The sequence below is a fragment of the Halalkalibacter flavus genome, assembly GCF_036663575.1.
Classification (GTDB): Bacteria; Bacillota; Bacilli; order Bacillales; family Bacillaceae_D; genus Halalkalibacter; species Halalkalibacter flavus.
Genome location: NZ_JAWRVK010000031.1, coordinates 22,637 through 42,383, shown reverse-complemented (window position 1 = coordinate 42,383; position 19,747 = coordinate 22,637). Strand labels below are relative to the sequence as shown.

The 19,747-nt window shown below is 36.5% G+C and carries 13 protein-coding genes; 1 reads left to right on the top strand and 12 read right to left on the bottom strand.

The window, feature by feature from the left end; genetic code table 11:
• Positions 1–354 precede the first annotated feature (354 nt).
• The 6 genes from SAY88_RS17825 to SAY88_RS17800 all read right to left on the bottom strand — a co-directional run bounded on the left by SAY88_RS17825 (position 355) and on the right by SAY88_RS17800 (position 9,238).
• On the bottom strand, positions 355–2,478 hold the full coding sequence (locus SAY88_RS17825; protein ID WP_332633510.1) for a glycoside hydrolase family 3 protein: 2,124 nt from the start codon (positions 2,476–2,478) through the stop codon (positions 355–357).
• A gap of 193 nt (positions 2,479–2,671) precedes the next feature.
• The gene (gene gndA / locus SAY88_RS17820; RefSeq protein WP_332633509.1) at positions 2,672–4,081 is read right to left on the bottom strand and encodes an NADP-dependent phosphogluconate dehydrogenase; all 1,410 of its coding nucleotides are present in this window, start codon (positions 4,079–4,081) and stop codon (positions 2,672–2,674) included.
• Positions 4,082–4,288: 207 nt separating this feature from the next.
• The gene (locus SAY88_RS17815) at positions 4,289–5,776 is read right to left on the bottom strand and encodes an MFS transporter (protein WP_332633508.1); all 1,488 of its coding nucleotides are present in this window, start codon (positions 5,774–5,776) and stop codon (positions 4,289–4,291) included.
• 415 nt (positions 5,777–6,191) lie between these two features.
• Complete coding sequence (locus SAY88_RS17810) at positions 6,192–7,412, bottom strand: MFS transporter (protein ID WP_332633507.1); 1,221 nt, start codon at positions 7,410–7,412, stop codon at positions 6,192–6,194.
• Entirely contained in the window at positions 7,405–7,890 is a 486-nt protein-coding gene (locus SAY88_RS17805; protein ID WP_332633506.1) for a MarR family winged helix-turn-helix transcriptional regulator, read from the bottom strand. Before SAY88_RS17805 ends, SAY88_RS17810 begins: the two co-directional genes overlap by 8 nt.
• A gap of 109 nt (positions 7,891–7,999) precedes the next feature.
• Positions 8,000–9,238: a helix-turn-helix domain-containing protein gene (locus tag SAY88_RS17800; RefSeq protein ID WP_332633505.1), complete on the bottom strand. Its 1,239-nt coding sequence runs from the start codon at positions 9,236–9,238 to the stop codon at positions 8,000–8,002.
• Positions 9,239–9,429: 191 nt separating this feature from the next.
• Between SAY88_RS17800 and SAY88_RS17795 the strand changes: the two genes are divergently transcribed.
• Positions 9,430–11,727 carry a glycoside hydrolase family 2 protein gene (locus SAY88_RS17795; RefSeq protein WP_332633504.1) on the top strand — a complete coding sequence of 766 codons (2,298 nt, stop codon included), beginning with the start codon at positions 9,430–9,432 and terminating at the stop codon, positions 11,725–11,727.
• A gap of 125 nt (positions 11,728–11,852) precedes the next feature.
• On the opposite strand, the gene SAY88_RS17790 is transcribed toward SAY88_RS17795, so the two are convergent.
• The 6 genes from SAY88_RS17790 to SAY88_RS17765 all read right to left on the bottom strand — a co-directional run bounded on the left by SAY88_RS17790 (position 11,853) and on the right by SAY88_RS17765 (position 19,705).
• Positions 11,853–14,249 (bottom strand): glycoside hydrolase family 3 protein, encoded by a 2,397-nt coding sequence (locus SAY88_RS17790; protein ID WP_332633503.1) that lies wholly within the window; start codon positions 14,247–14,249, stop codon positions 11,853–11,855.
• 528 nt (positions 14,250–14,777) lie between these two features.
• Positions 14,778–16,058 carry a TRAP transporter large permease gene (locus SAY88_RS17785; protein ID WP_332633502.1) on the bottom strand — a complete coding sequence of 427 codons (1,281 nt, stop codon included), beginning with the start codon at positions 16,056–16,058 and terminating at the stop codon, positions 14,778–14,780.
• A gap of 5 nt (positions 16,059–16,063) precedes the next feature.
• Positions 16,064–16,561, bottom strand: a complete 498-nt coding sequence (locus SAY88_RS17780) for a TRAP transporter small permease (protein WP_332633501.1) — start codon at positions 16,559–16,561, stop codon at positions 16,064–16,066.
• Between the two features lie 67 nt (positions 16,562–16,628).
• Positions 16,629–17,651, bottom strand: coding sequence for a TRAP transporter substrate-binding protein (locus SAY88_RS17775; protein WP_332633500.1), 1,023 nt, complete (start codon positions 17,649–17,651; stop codon positions 16,629–16,631).
• A gap of 184 nt (positions 17,652–17,835) precedes the next feature.
• Positions 17,836–18,696, bottom strand: coding sequence for a sugar phosphate isomerase/epimerase family protein (locus SAY88_RS17770; RefSeq protein WP_332633499.1), 861 nt, complete (start codon positions 18,694–18,696; stop codon positions 17,836–17,838).
• A 4-nt stretch (positions 18,697–18,700) separates the two neighbouring features.
• Positions 18,701–19,705, bottom strand: a complete 1,005-nt coding sequence (locus SAY88_RS17765; protein ID WP_332633498.1) for a Gfo/Idh/MocA family protein — start codon at positions 19,703–19,705, stop codon at positions 18,701–18,703.
• Positions 19,706–19,747: the final 42 nt, after the last annotated feature.

Here is a 19,747-nt window from a genome sequence, read left to right as displayed (position 1 = left end):
CTTTGTCTTAAAGCCTACTATGAGTGGTTTTCTCATAGCAGGCGCGCAACGTGTGGAGCCATTGCTGCTTCCTCGAATCCACTTAAAAGGCCTTTTTCAGTAGCCTCATGCAGAGGTAGGGGCGAGACCCCACAGGCCGAGGAGGCTCGGCACCTCCCCGCGGAAAGCGAGTGGCTGGAGCGCAATGGAACGAACATGTGAAGGACACGCAACCCATAAAAACAACAAAGTATGCGAAAACAACCTTTATTAAAAAACCCCTTTAGGTAGACTGTTAAGAACATACATATAAACACGTTCTCTTTTTTTACGTCTATCTAAAGAGGGGTACCTATTACAGGACTATTTTAATATTTAATAAGTTAATCCGTGACCTAGCTTGTAAATATTGTCGTCACTATCCTTATATGCGTAGCTTAGTCCTTCCGGCATGTATTTGTCCTTATCATAGCCTGGGACGTCATTTCTTGATACACAATCACCATTTTCATCGACTGCAATGACTGCTTCACTTGCTGGTAATGTTAGTGGTAACACACCAACTGGGCTAAAGTTACCGGCCATCACCTCAAACTGAGCCTTATAGAATGTATCGTATCCAGTGATCAATGCATCAGCTAAAGGCTCAATATTTCCAAGTATCCACGGCATAATGATGTTAACACTTATAATTACGTTACCACCGCGACTATGGATGCTGTCAGCGACCTCCTTTAAATGATCCATACCACTTAAAGTAGTTTCCTGATACGTAGTACCATCCAAAGCTGTTTCCGTTTTATTTTCACATATTTCAAGTTCTAAAAGCCCTGGTGTCGCAGAGAAATAAGCTCCTGATTTTGGATTTAAAAACAAGATAGCTACATCCGCTTCCTCATAATTATCAGTTAAGGTAAAATGTCCAAGCTCCTTACATTCTTTCCTTGCATCCTCAGTATAAGATGTTGCTCGTTCTGGCTCCTTATGAAAAACTTCCACATAAGCCTTTTTGCTATCTAGCTTTTCAGCTGTTAAAGGTAATGTCTGATTTTGATTTTTCAATACCGTTACTGACTTTTTATGCGCTTCATAAGCAGCATCCCAGTTCGCTGGATTACTAACTACTGATGTCGCGTTTTCAGGCGAAACGTACGTACGATCATCAAATAACCCTAATGCAAACATTTCAGTGAGCAGGCGCACATTCGCTTCATCAATGCGTTTTTCACTTATCCAGCCATTATTAATGGCTGACTTTAAATTTTCAACATCATTTGTATCAGCCACTATGTCTGTACCGGCATTGATTGCTTTTGCAAAACGTTCAGCTTCGCTTAACTCTTCAACGCCCCAGCTCATTTTACTTGTAATACCGCTGTCACTGTTTACATAGCCTTTAAATCCTAGTTTTTCTCTAAGAATATGATTAATGAAATAATGATTAAATGTAAAACCAACCTCTTCGAAAGGAATGTCTTCACCTTCAAATTCCTGAACTACACTCTTTTTAATGCTTGGGATAGAATAGTACGGCATAATCGATGACGTTCCATGTTCTACCGCTGCCCTAAATGGTGGCAGATGGTACGTTTCTAAGCTTCCTGGAGTTGGGTATAGATTCCACTTACCTTCTTTGTAATGTGGATCAAATCCATTTTCTCTTGCTCCTCCGCCTGGAAAATGTTTCGTTGTCATCGCAATGCTATGTTTTCCTATGCTCTCCCCTTGGAATTCGTCGATAATGCGTCCAATTGCTTCAGCAATAAATTCAGGATCTTCACCAAACGTACCATATGTCCGTTGCCACCTTGGGTCTGTGACCGTGTCAGCCATATACATATAACCTTTTCTAATTCCGGTAGCATCCCACTCATCACGTGCTATTTTAGCAAATTCGCTAATAAGTGATGCATCACCACCATTCTTAATATCTCCCTTAGCAGCAGCTGCAAGCCCTAATGTCCCTGGCCATGTTGAAAATATTCCAGCAGCGTCATTCATTCCAAAAACGAATTCTGTATTTTCGTTTCTAGAATTAGAAGTGATTAAGCATGGGATACCTAGGCGTGTTCCTTCACACACTTCATTCATTGCGTTAACCCACTCTGCCATTTGAGCTGAACTCCAGTTGTCTCGTAAGATGAAATGACGAAGGTTCAGTTTTTCAATAGTATGTGTTGATCCATATATTTTCGTGATAGCGAAAATACTTTCACCCTTTTCAACAATTCCTTCATCTAACACTCCATCGTGACTTGTCTTACTCTTATCTTCTTGAGAAAGACCCATTTGACGAGTATTAATAAGCATCATACCCACTTTTTCATCGAGATTCATCAATGATACTAAGTTCTCCGCACGCTCTTTCGGACTTAAACGCCAATCCTCATAGGGGTTTAGTTTCCCATCGTTATTCAAATCTTTAAATTTCAACCCATCTACTTCAATGATCTTTTTGGATCTTACCTCTAACTCTGGTTGTTTATGGTTAAATTGCATTTTAGCTCCTCCTAATCTTTACTATCTAACTATGGCTTCGAGATATATTGTTCTTTACACTTCAATAGGAACTAAATACAGTTGTATCCAATTCTAACTCAAGCCATATCTAAAAAGTAAAATTATATAAGCTTAACTCACTACTTATGATGAAACACGTTTTAGCAATACTTATCAGTTTGAAAACGGAATCTTACATCCAATTCGTGTGAAACACGCCTTCTTTATCCACTCGTTGATACGTGTGTGCACCAAAATAATCACGCTGTGCTTGCAAGAGATTTGCTGGTAATGTTTCCGTACGGTAACTATCATAGTAGGCAATCGCACTAGCGAAAGAAGGTACCGGGATTCCAGCCTCAACTGCTAGCGAGATGACTTGACGTAAAGAAGCTTGGTAATTCTCAACGATTTCTTTAAAGTAAGGATCTAATAATAAGTTAGGTAATTCAGAGTCACGATCGTACGCTTCTTTAATCTTTTGAAGGAATTGTGCACGAATAATGCAACCACCACGGAAAATCATCGCGATATCACCATAACGTAAATTCCAATCATATTCCTCAGAAGCTGCACGCATTTGAGCAAAGCCTTGCGCATAAGAAACAATTTTACTCATATATAAGGCTTTACGTACTGCTTCAATAAGCTCTTCTTTTTTCCCTTCAAATGATTTTTCATCTGGCCCTCTTAACAACTTACTTGCCCTCACACGTTCTTCTTTCATAGCTGAAATATAGCGAGCAAAGACAGACTCTGTAATAATCGGAAGAGGTACTCCAAGATCTAAAGCATTTTGGCTTGTCCACTTACCCGTTCCCTTCTGTCCAGCTGTATCTAAAATAACATCAACAAGTGGTTTCCCTGTTTCTTCATCTAATTTTGTGAAAATATCTGCTGTTATTTCAATTAAATAACTGTCTAGTTCGCCTTTATTCCACTCGGCAAATACTTCATGAAGCTCTTGTGCACGTAACCCTAGGATATTCTTCAAAATAAAATATGCTTCAGAGATTAATTGCATATCGCCATATTCAATTCCGTTATGAACCATTTTTACGTAGTGACCAGCACCATTAGGTCCAATGTAGGTACAACATGCGTCGTCATCTACTTTTGCGGAAATTGCTTTAAAAATTGGTTCGACAAGTTCATAAGCTTCTTTTTGACCACCAGGCATAATAGAAGGCCCTTTAAGCGCTCCTTCTTCTCCCCCAGAAACACCTGTTCCAATAAAATGAATCCCAGTTTCGTCTAAAGCATTATTTCGTCTGATTGTATCTTCAAAGAAGGTATTCCCTCCATCGATCAGAATATCACCCTTCTCAAGATATGGCTTCAATGAATCAATTGTCGCATCTGTCGGGCCACCTGCTTTTACCATTAATAATATTTTACGAGGCTTTTCTAATGAATTTACGAACTCTTCAATGCTAGTTGCACCAAAGAAATTTTTCCCAGCTGCCTCATTTTTTATAAACTCTTCCGTTTTCTCAATTGAACGGTTAAACACGGAAACAGAGTATCCACGGCTTTCAATATTTAACGCAAGGTTTTTTCCCATTACAGCTAGACCGATAACACCAATTTGTTGTTTTGACATAGTTATATTCCTTTCTTCTATTTAGTATAAGACGATTTTAATTTTTATTAACACCTACCTAACATTAATTTGTTTATTAAACAAATTAATGTTAGGTCAATTGAAGAATATCATTCTAAGAGACTTTATGTCAATATAAAGTAGAAATATAAACGACTTATTCTGTTTAATTCTTAATCTTATAAACAGAGTTATACTCTACTATTCTTACTTCTTTTCATCTAATAATGATGGCATTGCATCTTTTTCAACGTAAATTTGTTTTACCTCTGCAATTTCATCTTGGATTTCCTTCATTCGTTTTCCATCAAGCTCATAGAACTTCATCGCAATTAATGAAATAATCCATCCGATCATCGGTATAGCAAAGTACAAAATAATCGTCATAACAAAAAGTGATGGAGTTAACAGTTCATCAACTTGTGGAAACTCATCCCTATACCCAATAAATGCTAAAAGAATACCTACAAGTGTGATTGCAAAAGATGAAATCAATTTATCAACAAAAGAGAAAATGGTAGAAATCATACCTGGTACGTATCTTCCTGTTACATGAGTTTCATAATCAGAAGTATCAGCAATCATTGGGATAACAATATTACCTGTAAAGCCCATAAAAGAATACCCTAACGTATACAAAATAAAAAAGAGAATCGTTGTTAATGTTAAATTAGAAAATGAAATCGTAGCTGGGTCAATTAGTAATAGCAGTCCTAGTGTAAGACCAAAAAACAAGAGTGCCCCCCAAGTTCCAATTACAAACACATTTTTTAAACCTGTCTTTCTAGCAAACATGATCCCTGCATACGTAATAATTAATGTTGGAATGATTGTCACAGCAGACAATGTTCCACTTAATGCGTAATCACCAAGCATAATCCCAAAAAACATGACTGGTACAGCCGGTTGCCTCAAAACACTGTTAGCTAATTTATCTGTAGATGCTGCAAGAACTAACATTTGTAAAGGTCGGTTTCTCTTAATAACAGGCCAGTAATCCTTAAAGTTCGTTTTAACCGTTTTTTCTGCAAAACCAAAATACTTCGTTTGATCCTTTTCCCAAATAGCACTGACAGCCAGTACAGTAAACAAAGCAGATAGTATTACAACATAAAGGCTCAATTCTAGGAATAACCCTTCGGTAAACCCTCCATATTTAGGAACAAGGTAAGAAGCAACTAAGATTTGTCCCCCAATAAATACCCCAATATTATAAGTTGCATCAAAACCAGAAAAAAGTGGTCTTTGTTTTGGGTTATTCGTTAAAACAGTTTGCGCTGCTCTTGTACATGCTGCCTGAAACGTATAGCCGATCATGTGTATAGCATATACAAAGATAAAGAAAATCAATTGAAATTCTTGCGGAAGATGATGTGTGACATTAAAAATAATTAAAGCAGTTGCTGCGAGAATGATATTTCCGGCAAGCATAAATGGTCTAAATTTTCCAAACTTAGAATTCGTTTTGTCAATGAAATAACCGACAATTGGATCTGTTATTCCGTCAAAAACCCTCATTCCCATTAAAACTGAACTGATAATCATAACTGTTAATCCGGCAACCCCAGTTGCATAATAAGAAACGAAACCCATAATAAAAAAGTATAAATTCGTTGCAGTATTATTTAAGGCAAACAAACCAACTTGCCATAACTTTGCATTATTTATAAATTCTTTTTTTGATACGGTAACCATTTCTTTCCCCCCTATCTCTTTCTGTTCTTGTTTTATTGTTAGATATTGCAACTTTTCCTTCTATCTATTATGCATCGCCCCCATTATAAACATTCGTTAAAGCGCATTCATCTTTCTTCAGATTCTTTTTTACACTTTATATAGGAGTTTCATAATAACTAAAAGAATTTGTTCCTTCCTATTTTAAAGCGGCCAAAGGAAACCCTTACAAAAAGAAAAAACACATAATTAGTTTGTTTTGTAGTCAAATTAATTATGTGCTTAATCTACCATGTCTAATCATTTCAGTCAATGTCATTTTCTTCCCTTTCCTTACACGTCAAGGATAAAGGAGGTATGAATGGACCTTTACCATCGTTGTTTCTTCAACCATTCTTCCTTATTCAGTCATTCATAGCACTTCTCTGGTGAATCTTTAAATGCTTCGTTGTTTTTCTTTAGCAGCTAATGTAGAGATTGGCTTATTACGCCTTACCTCTAACTCCTTGATCTTCTTCTGCATCAACATCGTTTTTAAGAAAAAGACAATGGCCACAAGAAACATGCTTCCAGAAAGAAACTGATAGGTAAATCGAATTGACTCATTACCGAATAAATATCCAACACTATCTAATAGAATTGGTGAAAAGAACTGTCCAAAAAATAACATACCTGTTACAACGGCCATTGCTTGAACGGTTTGCACTCTTGGTACTTGACGTGATACTTCGTCAAACACCGTTGGCATAATTGAACCAAATCCAAACCCTAATATTCCAACGCCTAGACCAGTTATGAATGAGATTTGTGAAATACCTACTGTCAAAAATCCAAAGGCCATTATTACGAGCATAATCGTTATAAAGTAATTGTGTAACAACCTTTTCGATCGTGCTAATAAAAGCCCGGCAACAAAACCAGCCGCGGTTCCAACTGAAATGACGATCCCGGCAATTTGAGCGTTACCGATTCCCTCTTGCTGCATAAACAAAGCTACATTTACAGGAATAGAATGAAAAGCTAGCACAATGAAAAACATAGCAACCCCAAACACGTAAATCTGTTTTGGTAATGGTTGTAATTTTATTTCCTGCTGACTATAATCAACCTTTGTTTTTGGCAAATAGAAAAACACAATGATGGCAGCAACAAGAACTAAAATATACACACTAAATGCCATTCTCCAGCTAATTGCAGCTAGCACCCCAGACATAATAAATAAAACGACTCCACCTAAATTATTTGCCGCACTTACTTGCCCCATCGTAGCCGTTCGCTCCTCACCATCAAAAAAGTCAGCTACAAGGGATGTAGAAATAGGCATCATAAGTCCAACACCTATGCCTAATACAGACCGGAAAAATAAAAGAAGTTCTATCGTTGGTGCCAAACCTCCACCAAGTCCCCCAACTAAGTAAAATAGCATCCCAACAAAAAGAATTTGTTTCTTTTGATATCGCCTTGTTAAAAAGCTAGAAACAAAAATGAATGGTATAATCATGACTGAGGGTAAGGTTAAAATTAACTTAATCGTTGTTTCACTGGCATTTGGAAATGCAAGGGCAATGTCACCTAGCGCTGGAGAGACCGCAGCACCTGCCATGATCGTTAGAAGCGACACAGATAAAATTGCTAGTTTTATGAGCTTTTTATTCATTTTCTCCCTTCTTTCTATCAACCTCTTCAAATATTCTATTTGTTGCTAGATTCTTTGACGCAATTTTCTTTAATACTCGCTTAGTTGTCGCCATATCCTCTTCAGTAATTCCTTCTGTTACCTCCGCTAATGTTTGTTTAACAAGTTCCATCAACTTCTCTTGTTGATCTTTTCCACTATCCGTCAAATGAATTCGCTTACATCTTGCGTCATCAGCATCCTTCATTCTATAAATAAGCTCGCGATTTAGCATGTTTTGGATTAATCTAGATACACTTGCTTGATCTTTACCTGTTCTTTCTGCAAGCTCAAGTTGAGTAAGTCCATCTTGATTCCATAACTGTACTAATATAATCCAATGCTCCGTTGTTACATTATAACCATGTTCAGAAAAAGTACGTTGGACACTATTTGATAATGATCGCCCAGCCATACCCAAAAGAAAACCCAGAGCATCCTCCAACCGATATTGAGACATGACATTCCCTCCTTCTTTTTCATCATACATCCAATTTACTTGTTTATGCAAGTAAATTTAGTTGGTACAACTTTAGTGTAAAGTAGCGTTTGATAAAGAGAACCAAACGCTAAAAATCTTGTACACTTTTCATATATTGAGATGGCGTTGTCGAAGCAAACTTCTTAAATACACGACTAAAGTAATTTAAATCATTAAAGCCTACCATAAAAGCGACTTCTGTTACTGATATATTTCCTCTTTGTAAATACAACTTTGCTTCTTCCACTCTTTTTTTATTAATAAAGTCGATGATAGTCATGTCCGTATCCTTCTTAAATTGTCTAGATAGGTGTGAAGAATTGACATGAATGGTTTCGGCAATCTCTGAAAGAGTTAATGGTTTATCGATATTTAAGTCAATCAAGTCAATTGCCTTTCTAACAATTGAGCAATACTTACTTGTGGAATATTCATGTACCATATCGCAATATTCAGTCATCATTACGAGACCGAGTTTTTTTAAATGAGGTAAGTTTGGTGCTCTTTCAATTAAGATCGCAAACTTTTCAGAAATAGTATGAACATAAACCGGATGAACCCCTCCCCTCTCGGCAGCTATTCTACAGATTGTATTGAGAACCAAAGATATATTTTTTAATGATCTAATTGGACTTTCTGGAATTCGATCGGAAATCATAAAGATACTGCTAGATTCCTTTGCAATTCGCTCAACTTCCTTTTTGTCCCCTTTTGCGATTGAATTCATAATCTTCTTTTCATAATGATAACGAAACTCTATGACATCCTTGCTGTCAGCTATATTCGACCTTACCTCTTCTTTGCTTATATTTGCTTTACTTATCTCTGAAGTGATCAGCTGTGAATCAATATGTTTGTGGTTACACAAATTAACAATTAAATCTCCGATACTATTCGAATCAGTGCTACTTATGACCGATAATGATTGATAAAATTCATGTATTTGTTTTCTTTCACTTATTGGCAGTTTATTTTTAGCGATAATATCACTGATAAAATCAATCGAAGGTAGCCGTGATAGAAACGGACCTATCATTATCGCACCATAGAAAAATGTATCGTGCCATACGCCAGAAGCAATATATTCAAGACCATATGAATTAATATAGAAATAATAACTATTACTTGCATTTTTCTTTAGTACTTCGTTAATCGCACTAAAATCATTATTAAGGTTTTGGATTGCTGCTGGAATTGCAAGATTGACCAATTGCACGATAGCCGTGCCACTATTTTCAATAAATCTTACATCCATTTTTGTAACCGAATGCAGTAAGTTACAAATTTTATTAACTTCACTAAAATCAGCTTCAATTGCATCTACCACTTAATCACCCCCGTTTTTTTCTTATATCATACCTCAAAACCCCCTTCAACTTGCAAAATCCGTACTAATAAAGTTGAAATAGTACGATCGAAAATGAAAGCGGTATTATATAATCAATTTGAGCAACAAAGCAAAACGTAAATGTTTTGTAAGTGCTTAGTTATACAGTTGAGTAAATAGGAGGAATCCAAATGAGAAAAACAATTAACATTAATAATCAATGGAAATTTAGTAAACAAGATGAAGCAAAAGCTATAGATAAATCTTTTCAAGATGAAAACTGGGAAGTTGTAAATGTTCCCCACACGTGGAACGCTATTGATGGTGCCAACGGGTATGATTTTTACAAAGGTGCTTGTTGGTATAGAAAAGAGCTTGTTATCGATTCAATAAATCAAGGAAACAAAGTATATATTGAATTTCAAGGCTCTAACAGCATCACAGATGTCTATGTGAATGGACAACATTTGGGACAACATAGAGGTGGTTATTCCACATTTAGATTTGATATAACGAATGAAGTTGAATTTGGAGCAACTAACACAATTGCGGTCAAAGTAGATAATACAGTTGTTGATGATGTATATCCGCAAGTTGCTGACTTCACATTTTTTGGAGGGATTTATCGTGATGTAAATCTTATCATTACAAATCCTATTCATCTTGATTTATTAGATTATGGTTCACAGGGAGTCTATATCGTTCAAGATGATGTTTCAAATGAAAGAGCTGAGTTAACAGTAAAATCTAGATTAGTCAATGACAACGATGAAGAAAAGAAAGTTAGACTTTGGACAGATTTATTAGATAAAGACGGCAAATCAGTTTCCTATGCGGCAACAGAGGTTGTATTAGCTGCAGGTGAAACGAAAATAGTTGAGCAACCGATCGTCATCCAATCCCCTACGCTTTGGAATGGGAAGAGAAACCCATATATGTATGAAGCTAAAGTGTCATTAGTCAGCTTTAACGACACAATGGATGAACTAGTCATTCCTTTTGGAGTTAGATACTTTAAAGTCGATCCTGAAAAAGGTTTCTTCTTAAATGGCGAACACCTTTCTTTGAATGGTGTGTCTAGACATCAAGACCGAAAAGATATGGGCTGGGCCATTACGAAAAAAGAACATGACGAAGATATGGAATTAATCAAAGAAGTAGGAGCTACGTCTATTCGTTTAGCCCACTACCAACATGACCAATATTTTTATGATCTTTGTGATAAAGAAGGAATGGTCATCTGGGCTGAAATTCCATTTATTAGTGTTATGTCCAAAACGGAGCTTGAAGGGATTAATGCAAAACAACAAATGACTGAATTAATTCGTCAAAACTTTAACCATCCTTCCATCATGTTCTGGGGTATACAAAATGAGATCCAAATTAGTGGTGAACGAGCTGAACTCAGAAAACTTGTTAAAGAATTAAATGAATTAACTAAAAAAGAAGATCCTACAAGATTAACAACAATGGCTAATGTTATGTTTGTAAAAGACGAAGATGAATATAACACTGTAACGGATACGATTGGCTACAACAAGTATTATGGTTGGTATAACGGTCAAGCTGAAGATTTCGCTGGCTGGATTGACGGATTCCATAAAACAAATCCAACTATTCCATTAGGTATCTCAGAATACGGAGCAGAAGGCATTCTGCAGTATCACACAAATGATCCGAAGGTAAAAGATTATACTGAAGAATATCATGCACTTTATCATGAGACTGTTTGGAAAATCTTTGAGGCTCGCCCTTTCCTTTGGTCAACGTATGTCTGGAATATGTTTGATTTTGGTGCCAATATCCGTGACGAAGGCGGCGTAAAAGGTAGAAACAATAAAGGGTTAATCACATACGATAGAAAGATTAAAAAAGATGCATTCTTTATGTATAAAGCTCATTGGTCAGATGAAAAGTTTGTTCATATTACAAGCAAACGCTTTGTTGACCGTGCTGATGATGCAATAAAAGTGAAAGTTTATTCTAACTGTAATGAAGTGACACTGTATATTAATGGTTCTGAAGTTTCAACACAGAACAGTGATAATCGTATCTTTACATTTGCAAACATTTCTTTACAAGATGGGTTGAATCAAGTTAAAGTCATTGCAGTTCACAAAGGCGAAAGCTTTGAAGATACAGCTACGTTTAATAAAGTAAAAGAACCAAATGAGAGCTATTTAGCCCCTGAAGAAGCTGGCGGTCCAGTAGCTAACTGGTTTGAAATGCCTGATCTTGATGATGTAGAAGTAGAAGAGCTAGCAATCACAGACGATGTATATTCCACACGTTGTACCTTTGGACAACTTATAGAAAATGATGAAGCCAAAGCCGTTCTAAAAAAATATATGCCAGGCTTTGAAGACCATCCTATGTTTGAAATGGCACAAGGATTCGTCGTTGAAGATATGGCTGAACTGGCTCCTGAAAAATTTAGTGAGAAAATGTTATATTCCCTAAATAAAGAATTAATCAAAATAAAAAAATAAGTTACTGAGATAGAGGCTGTCAATTGTGACAGCCTCCTTCTTATTACAAATGGGTAGTTTAATCAAACTAGCAGTTCTGAAGAGACTCTTATATCGCCTCCCCTTTATAACTACTATTCCTATCTTCACTTATTAAGAATAACACTAGCGATTCTCGTTAGGTGCTCTTTGGCTTCACTCGTGATATGACGATCATTTGTATCACGTTGAAGATGAGATACATAATTTTCAATAAAGCGTGTTGCGTTCTCTTTGGAACCTTTATCTAAATGGTGTTTGCTCTGTCTTAATAGATTTGTTAATTGCTTTACTGCTGGACCAGATACATCCCCTGATTCTATATAGACTTCCGTTAAATCTTTTAGTTCTGCCAAAAGTTCTTGGTCGTCTTTTTCATATGATAAACCAAATCCAAACCAATACTGATCACCAGCAGAGTTTGTGTAAGCATATGACTCATCTTCTAAATAACCAGGTATATCTCCTGCGCCATTTTCAATAGCTTCCATGCTTGCAGGAATTGTAAATGGTAATAAACCAATTGGATTAAATTCTCCTCTAATGACATCCCATAAAGCATCTGTCTTAACACCGAAAGTAGCAATAACAGCTGCCGCATTTTCTTCAATTACTTCAAATAACCATGGATTTGTCATACTAATTGTTGTAATCGTCGGAACTGTTTGCTGAATTTCTACAATTCTATCGACATCCTCAATTCCTGTTCCCGAACCAACTGTAATGACTACATTATTTTCCCACATTGATTGTACGGGTTGAACCCAAACAAATGCATGTGTTGCTTCATCGAGATTATCTGTCAATGTAATAGCGCCATCGTACTCTTCAATCAGATCCATTAACCCTGCAGTAATTTCAGCGTCATTGTCTGCTGTAGTGAACATCTCCACATAAAGTACAATGTCATCAATCTTCTCATCACGCAAAGGTAATACATTATCCTCATTTTTCATGAGTACTACTGATTTACGGTGTGCTACATCGGCCTTTTCTTGAGATTCTGGTCGATCTACAACTTCAAGAGCGTTCTGTGGATCTACATATGGATTTTCAAATAATCCTAATTTATACATTTCTGTAAGTAAGCGTGATACAGCTTCATCAATTCTTTCTTCCGGAACTAATTCTTGCTCCACTGTATCAATAATAGGTTGTGGATCAGAGTTACCAGAAATAAGATCGGTTCCTGCATTAATTGCTCTAGCAAATCTATCTACTTCAGGTAATTCTTCAAGACCAAATGCTCTACTATTAATCGCACCTGTATCAGAATTTATATACCCTTTAAAGCCCATTTCCTCACGTAAAAGATCATTAATAAACGCTGAGTTGAATGTAAAACCAACTTCTTCAAACTGTTGATCTTCACTATACCAAGGTAATCCTTGATCTGCACTTAGATCATTACTTGGAAACGAATAGTAAGGCATAAGGGAGCTAACACCTGCATCAATAACTGCTTTGAAAGGTACGATATGGTAATTCATTAAACTTCCTGGAGTTGGATATGGATTTCTTTTTCCTTCAGGAAAGTGAGGATCTAAACCATCTTCTCGAGCCCCTCCTCCCGGGAAGTGCTTAACTGTTTTTGCGATACTATTTGGCCCTAGTTCATCACCTTGGAACCCTTTCACTAAGGCATACATCATATCTGCAGCTAGTTGTGGATCCTCTCCGAATGTTTCCTCAATTCTTGACCATAGTGGGTCTGTTGCAAGGTCAGCCGTATATCCATAAATTTTGCGGATTCCCATTGCTCTCCATTCCTGTGCTGCAATTTCAGCAAATTCTCTCACCATATCTACATCACGTGTAGCCGCCATACCTAATTGTCCTGGCCAAAAGGAGTGTTGACCTGGTTCATCAACAACATCTGTATAATTAATAGATGGATGGTTACGAGGGTTAGATGTAACTACTACTGGAATACCTAATGGTTGCTTCTCTGCTAATTCTTGTAGTTGGTTCGTATATTGTGCTACCACATTAGCAGATTCAGTTGTACGGAAAATCGTATATCTCATACCTCTATCGACGATCAACTCGTCATCATCAGCTACATATTCTCCTCCATCAAGATCATGATTTATCCTATGTGTGTTTATGTTCATTAATCCTGCTTTTTGCTTAAGACTCATCTTTGAAACTAAGTTTTCAACACGTTCTTCAACTGGTAGTCTCCAATCCTCGTAAGGATCAAGTACACCATTACCATTTAAGTCTTTGAAAAATAGTCCATCTTCAGTAATAATATTATCTTCATTAGCAATACCAAGTTCAGCGTTTCCATCTAAGTCTATAAAATGTAGTCTATCGAAAGTACTGATAAATTCTTCATCACCTATACCGTCCGATGGTGGAACATAACCTAAATCTTCTCTATCATCCGCGGCTACAGAAATAGCTGGAACTACCAATGAGACTGCAAGTGTTGACATGATAACTTTTTTACATTGTTTTTTAATTTTAGTCAATTTTTTGTCTTGAATAAATTTGTACATTAGTACCTTCCTCTCCCTTGTTAATATTTTCACAATTTAAAACCATTAGATACTTATTCAAACTTAAAAAACAATCACCCCCTTCAAAATCTTTTTAACTATTTACCGACAAATTAATTTGTTTACAATACAAATTAATTTGTCAGTAATGTACCTTTTCTTTATTTGAAATTATTATTTTATTGACTAATAGCCTTTAAGTCGGTTTATTTAGTTTGTTAAGTATACAAATTACAATATGAATATTATGTTAATTGAAAACGCTTTTATTTACAATACCTTTTTAGAAGTTATTGCCTTTATAAGAAAATGGTCCTATTTAACACTACTAACCCTTTCAAATATCGAACTGTTGAAGCCGTGACCTCTAAAAAAGGCGTTCAGCCCTTCTAACCCCAACCAAAGGATTACTTCCTCGGTTATTTTGCCTTGCGTCATAAACAGTGATAAAAAGCCTAGTTCTCATGTATTAAGGTACTAGGCTTAAAGTGCTTAATAATGTTCAAATCAAAATTCAACTAATTCAAGCTATTCTATCAAAATATCTGGCAAAAATAACACAAGACTTGGGAAGAAGGCAATAAGTAGTAAAACAATGACCATAGCAGCATAGAAAGGCATCATTGATTTCGTTACTTTTTCTATTGATATTCTACCAATTGCTGAACCTACAAAAAGTACTGTTCCAACTGGTGGAGTTATCAACCCAACAGCTAAACAAAGGATTAACACGACACCAAAATGAACTGGATCCATTCCAATGCTGGTTGCAACAGGCAACAGAATTGGTGTTGCAATAAGGATAAGAGGAGCCATATCCATGACCATTCCTAGTGCTAATAAAATGACTATGATCATAAGTAGTGTAAAGAAATCATTAGGTGATAATGATAGCATTGTGTCTGCGACGATAGTCGGTACTTTCAATAACGCAAGCAACCATCCAAACGCTGAAGAAGCTGCAATTAAAAATAATACCATCGATAAGGTCTTAAACGTCCTATGCAAAATAACCCCAAATCTCGAGAGTGGAATATCACGATAAACAAAAAACGTAATGATGAATGCGTACAATGTCCCTATAGCAGCAGATTCCGTAGCGGTAAAGAAACCACTCACGATTCCCCCGATGATGATGACTGCCGTGAATAAACCTAACAGACCTTCACGAACTATTTTCGGTATTTCTTCTTTCTTTATAGGCTCACCTTTAGGGTGATTATTCTTAACGGCAATAACGTAGGCAATCACCATTAAAACTAAACCAAGCAATATTCCTGGAACTAACCCGCCCATAAATAAAGCAGCGACCGATACACCGCCGGCTGCAGTTGAGTAAATAATCATGTTGTGACTCGGTGGGATTAACACCCCTTGTGCGGCACTTGATATTGTCACACTAACCGAATAATCCTTTTTATAGCCACTTTTTTTCATCATTGGAATTAAAACCGAACCAACAGACGATGTATCGGCAACAGCAGAACCAGATATTCCACCGAAAAAGGTACTAGCTAAAACGTTTACTAGTGCCAGTCCACCTCTAATTTTACCAATGATCACATTTGAAAGATTAATTAATCTACGAGAAATTCCACCTTCATTCATAATTTCTCCAGCTAGAACAAAGAAAGGTATCGCTAATAATGAAAATGAATTTAACCCACCTACCATACGTTGCACAAGAGCTCCTAAATTAATATCTAAATACATTCCTGTAATAAAGGAAGATAAGATAAGGGAAAGAGCAATGGGCACTCTAGCTATTAGGAGGATTATAAAGCTACCAATTAAAAGAAAGATTCCCATCGTAATCACTCCTCACTTATATCTTCGTACTTCTCATGTAACCCTTTTTTAAATAAAAGCTCTATTCCATACACTAATACGAAAAAGCCAGAAACAGGTATTGCTGCATATAATACACTAGAAGGGACTCCTAAACCCGGCATAGAAGAGTTGTTCATTAAAATAGTAAACTCAAATCCATAATAAATGAGTACAATACCAAACATGATAATGAGTATTTTTGCTATATAATCAAATACGTCTTGTACTTTCTCTGGTAGCATTCCTACAAACAGGCCAACTCCAATATGAAGTTTCGCTCTAAATCCATAAGCAATCCCCATAAAACTTACCCATACAAATAACAGTTTAGAAAACTGTTCTGACCAGGCAGGTGTAGTACCTAGGAGTTGTCTTGAAAAAACCTGATAGATAATTGTTAAAGTCATTACTGTAAGTAGCGTTAAAGAAAAGAATAATTGCAGACGAGCAAGACCGTCTCTGATCCATTTTAACGTTTTCATACACCGATCCTCCTAACCATAAAAAGTGGGGTAGAAAAGGTCCCCACTTTCTCCAATTATCCATAAACTAATTATTGTTAATTCTCTCTAGCCACTCTGCAAATTGATCGCCATATTTATCATAAACGGGCTGTACAGCTTCTCTCCAAGGTGTCATATCGTCGATTTCAACGAGTTCACTTCCATTTTCGACAACTGCCTTCTGAGCTTCTTCTACTAAATTCGCCCATGCTTCACGTTGTACAGAAACAGATTCCAAAGCCGCTTCCCTAAATATTTCTTGGTCTTCTGCACTCAATTCGTTCCAAAGTTTCTCTGAACTTAGCAGTACTTCAGGTACCCCTTGATAACCATTGACAGTAAAATATTTAGCCACTTCGAAGTGATTAGATGTAAAATAACTTGGGAAGTTATTCTCTGCCCCATCAATTACCCCAGTTTGTAAGGCCGAATATACCTCACCATATTCCATAGGAGTAGCAGATGCTCCTAAAGAATTGATAATATCAATGGCTAAATCTGATTGTTGAACACGGATTTGTAATCCCGCTATGTCTTCTGGAGTTGTTACTGGACGTTGAGTGTTGTAAAAGCTTCTTTCCCCAGAGTCATAAAATGAAAGACCTACTAAGCTCGATCCTTCAAACGTTTCTAAGAGATCTTGACCAATCTCTCCATTTAATATATCCCACTTCTCATCTTCATCTTCAAATAAATAAGGCATAGCTAAGACACCGATATCATTTGAAAATTCACTTAGTGGAATAGCATTAACTCGAGTCAAGTCGATTGTACCTAACTGCAATTGTTCAATGACACTTCTTTCATCACCTAGTTGTCCACCAGCATATACTTCAATCTTATAGCGTCCGTCTGTTTTTTCCTCTACTAATCTAGCAAATTCTTTCGCACCAATTGTTGTTGGATAATCTTCCGGCTGATTTTCAGCTAGTTTTAATGTTACAGTTTCCCCAGCATCTCCCGAATCATCTCCCCCTTCTGAAGTACCGGTGTCACTGCTGCCACAAGCCGCTAAAACGCCTACAGCTAGAAACGTTGTTGCAAGTAATGATAATAACTTTTTACTCAACCTAATTTCCCCCTTTTAATTTTTAAGGCATAACCTTTTAACCACAACTATATATTTGTTTAATAAACAAATTAATTGTCGGTTAATTGCATTATAATTGTAAGCGTTTATCTAAATCAAGTCTTTTTTCTCCTAAAATATTCTAAGTTAGAAGCTACCAGTCTTCTCTGTTTTATCCTCTTTTCTAAAACCAATCAGCATAGCCAAGCATTCTTAGGTTTTCAGCAGACGTTTGTAGACATTCAAATGGATCCCGTCCGTACACTTGATCTTGCTCTACTAAGAAGTACTGGGCACCACTTTCAAGACCAGACTCAATAATAGCTTTCATATCCAAATTTCCTTCACCTATTTCAGCAAATTCTATCGTATTCGTAAAGATATGCATGAATTTAGCCATATCTTTAAAGTCTACTTCAGTTAGATCCATTTGACCTATGCGATAATCTTTCAAGTGTAATAAAGAAATACGTCCGGCATATTCCTTAATAAACTCAACGGGGTTTACTCCAGCTCTTTGAATCCAGTGAACATCTAATTCAAAACCTAATTTTGATGTATTGTTTTTCATGATATCTAATAAGTATTCTCCATCAAATTTCTGAAATTCGAGATGATGCGTATGATAATATAATTCAATACTATGCTCTGCTAATCTCTTTGCCATTTCTTCAGCTTTGCTAATGAACTCCATAATTTGTTCTTTACTACCCATTCTGTTTAACGGCATCATTCCAATACGTAAGTAGTTACATCCTAACGTCTCGCAATCGCTTACAATCTTCTCAAAGTCGTTTACCAAGGTTTCACCAGGTGCACCCGGCAACATTGGCTCAACAGCAGCCGAAAGGGCAGCAATGGTAATATTAAAGTCTGCACTCGCTCTCTTTAACTCTAATACATTCTCTTCAGTCATCGGAATTTGTGAAACCTCTACTGCACGATAGCCAAGTTCGCTTATTTTTCTCATCGTTTCATAAACACCTAATTCCTCCACTTTTCCTTTCAGCATCATCATTTGAACGCCGATCTTCCCTTTTTTCATTAGGTTATACCTCCAGTTTGATTTTTCTATTCTCCTCAGATGATCTTTGAATTGCATCGATCACTGTCATTGAAGTCAGTGCATCTCTAGCATGAACATAATCATCCGAATTGTTTAAAACACACGAATAAAAATGACTTATTAATTTAGAATGACTGGCACCGTAATAAAACTTAGTTCCAGGCATCTTCTTGTCTTCCACTAGTTCTTCTATCTTTCCATCTTCTCTTGTCATCAATAGTTTGCTGTCTTTAATCGTGAATCTTCCCTTTTCAAAAATTGCTTCAATCTCTACACTAGCATTCTCTGAATGAGCATTTGTTGCATAAAATAAACCTGTTGCTCCATTTTCAAACATAATATTCGCAGTGGCTGTGTCTTCTACTTCAATTCCGTAATCTAATAAGTGACTAATTGAACCTCTGATCGCCTCTATTTCACCGCCGATTAATTGCATCAAATCTAACGTATGAAGAGCTTGGTTAATCATAACCCCTCCACCCGCATACTCTATTTTTCCACGCCATGGTTTAGAGTCATAATAAGACTTTGGTCTATGCCAAGGAACGATCCCTTTTAAACCAATTAATTGGCCAAATTGTCCGTCAATAACCATCTGCTGTAACATTTCAAAAGATTCGTTATATCTATTTTGAAGACACACACATAATTTAACACTTTTATTATTTTCCTCTAACCTAACTAACTTTTCCCCTTCAGCTACGCTCAAACCTAAAGGCTTTTCCTGAAATACATGTATGCCCAACTCCATGCAAGCCTTCGTTACTGGATAATGAAGATAATGCGGCAAACAGTTATGGACACAATCGACTGGTTCTTTTTCTAGCAACTCATGATAATTTCTATAAAAATTTGCACCTGGCACCTTATTTTTTAATGATTCATCTATATCACAGACAGCTACTAATTCAACATTTGAGTTTGCTTGAATCGCCTGGATATGAATGGACGAAATATCTCCAAGCCCAATGACCGCTACCTTTAACATACGACCACCTCCTTTGAAATGAACTCATAACCAACTGGCTAT

Bases quoted from the DNA above. Each gene is read 5' to 3' on its own strand.
- SAY88_RS17805 (WP_332633506.1), bottom strand. From the start codon at position 7,890: ATGTCTCAATATCGGTTGGAGGATGCTCTGGGTTTTCTTTTGGGTATG.
- gndA (WP_332633509.1), bottom strand. From the start codon at position 4,081: ATGTCAAAACAACAAATTGGTGTTATCGGTCTAGCTGTAATGGGAAAA.
- SAY88_RS17815 (WP_332633508.1), bottom strand. From the start codon at position 5,776: ATGGTTACCGTATCAAAAAAAGAATTTATAAATAATGCAAAGTTATGG.
- SAY88_RS17765 (WP_332633498.1), bottom strand. From the start codon at position 19,705: ATGTTAAAGGTAGCGGTCATTGGGCTTGGAGATATTTCGTCCATTCAT.
- SAY88_RS17825 (WP_332633510.1), bottom strand. From the start codon at position 2,478: ATGCAATTTAACCATAAACAACCAGAGTTAGAGGTAAGATCCAAAAAG.
- SAY88_RS17795 (WP_332633504.1), top strand. From the start codon at position 9,430: ATGAGAAAAACAATTAACATTAATAATCAATGGAAATTTAGTAAACAA.
- SAY88_RS17770 (WP_332633499.1), bottom strand. From the start codon at position 18,696: ATGAAAAAAGGGAAGATCGGCGTTCAAATGATGATGCTGAAAGGAAAA.
- SAY88_RS17790 (WP_332633503.1), bottom strand. From the start codon at position 14,249: ATGTACAAATTTATTCAAGACAAAAAATTGACTAAAATTAAAAAACAA.
- SAY88_RS17785 (WP_332633502.1), bottom strand. From the start codon at position 16,058: ATGGGAATCTTTCTTTTAATTGGTAGCTTTATAATCCTCCTAATAGCT.
- SAY88_RS17810 (WP_332633507.1), bottom strand. From the start codon at position 7,412: ATGAATAAAAAGCTCATAAAACTAGCAATTTTATCTGTGTCGCTTCTA.
- SAY88_RS17780 (WP_332633501.1), bottom strand. From the start codon at position 16,561: ATGAAAACGTTAAAATGGATCAGAGACGGTCTTGCTCGTCTGCAATTA.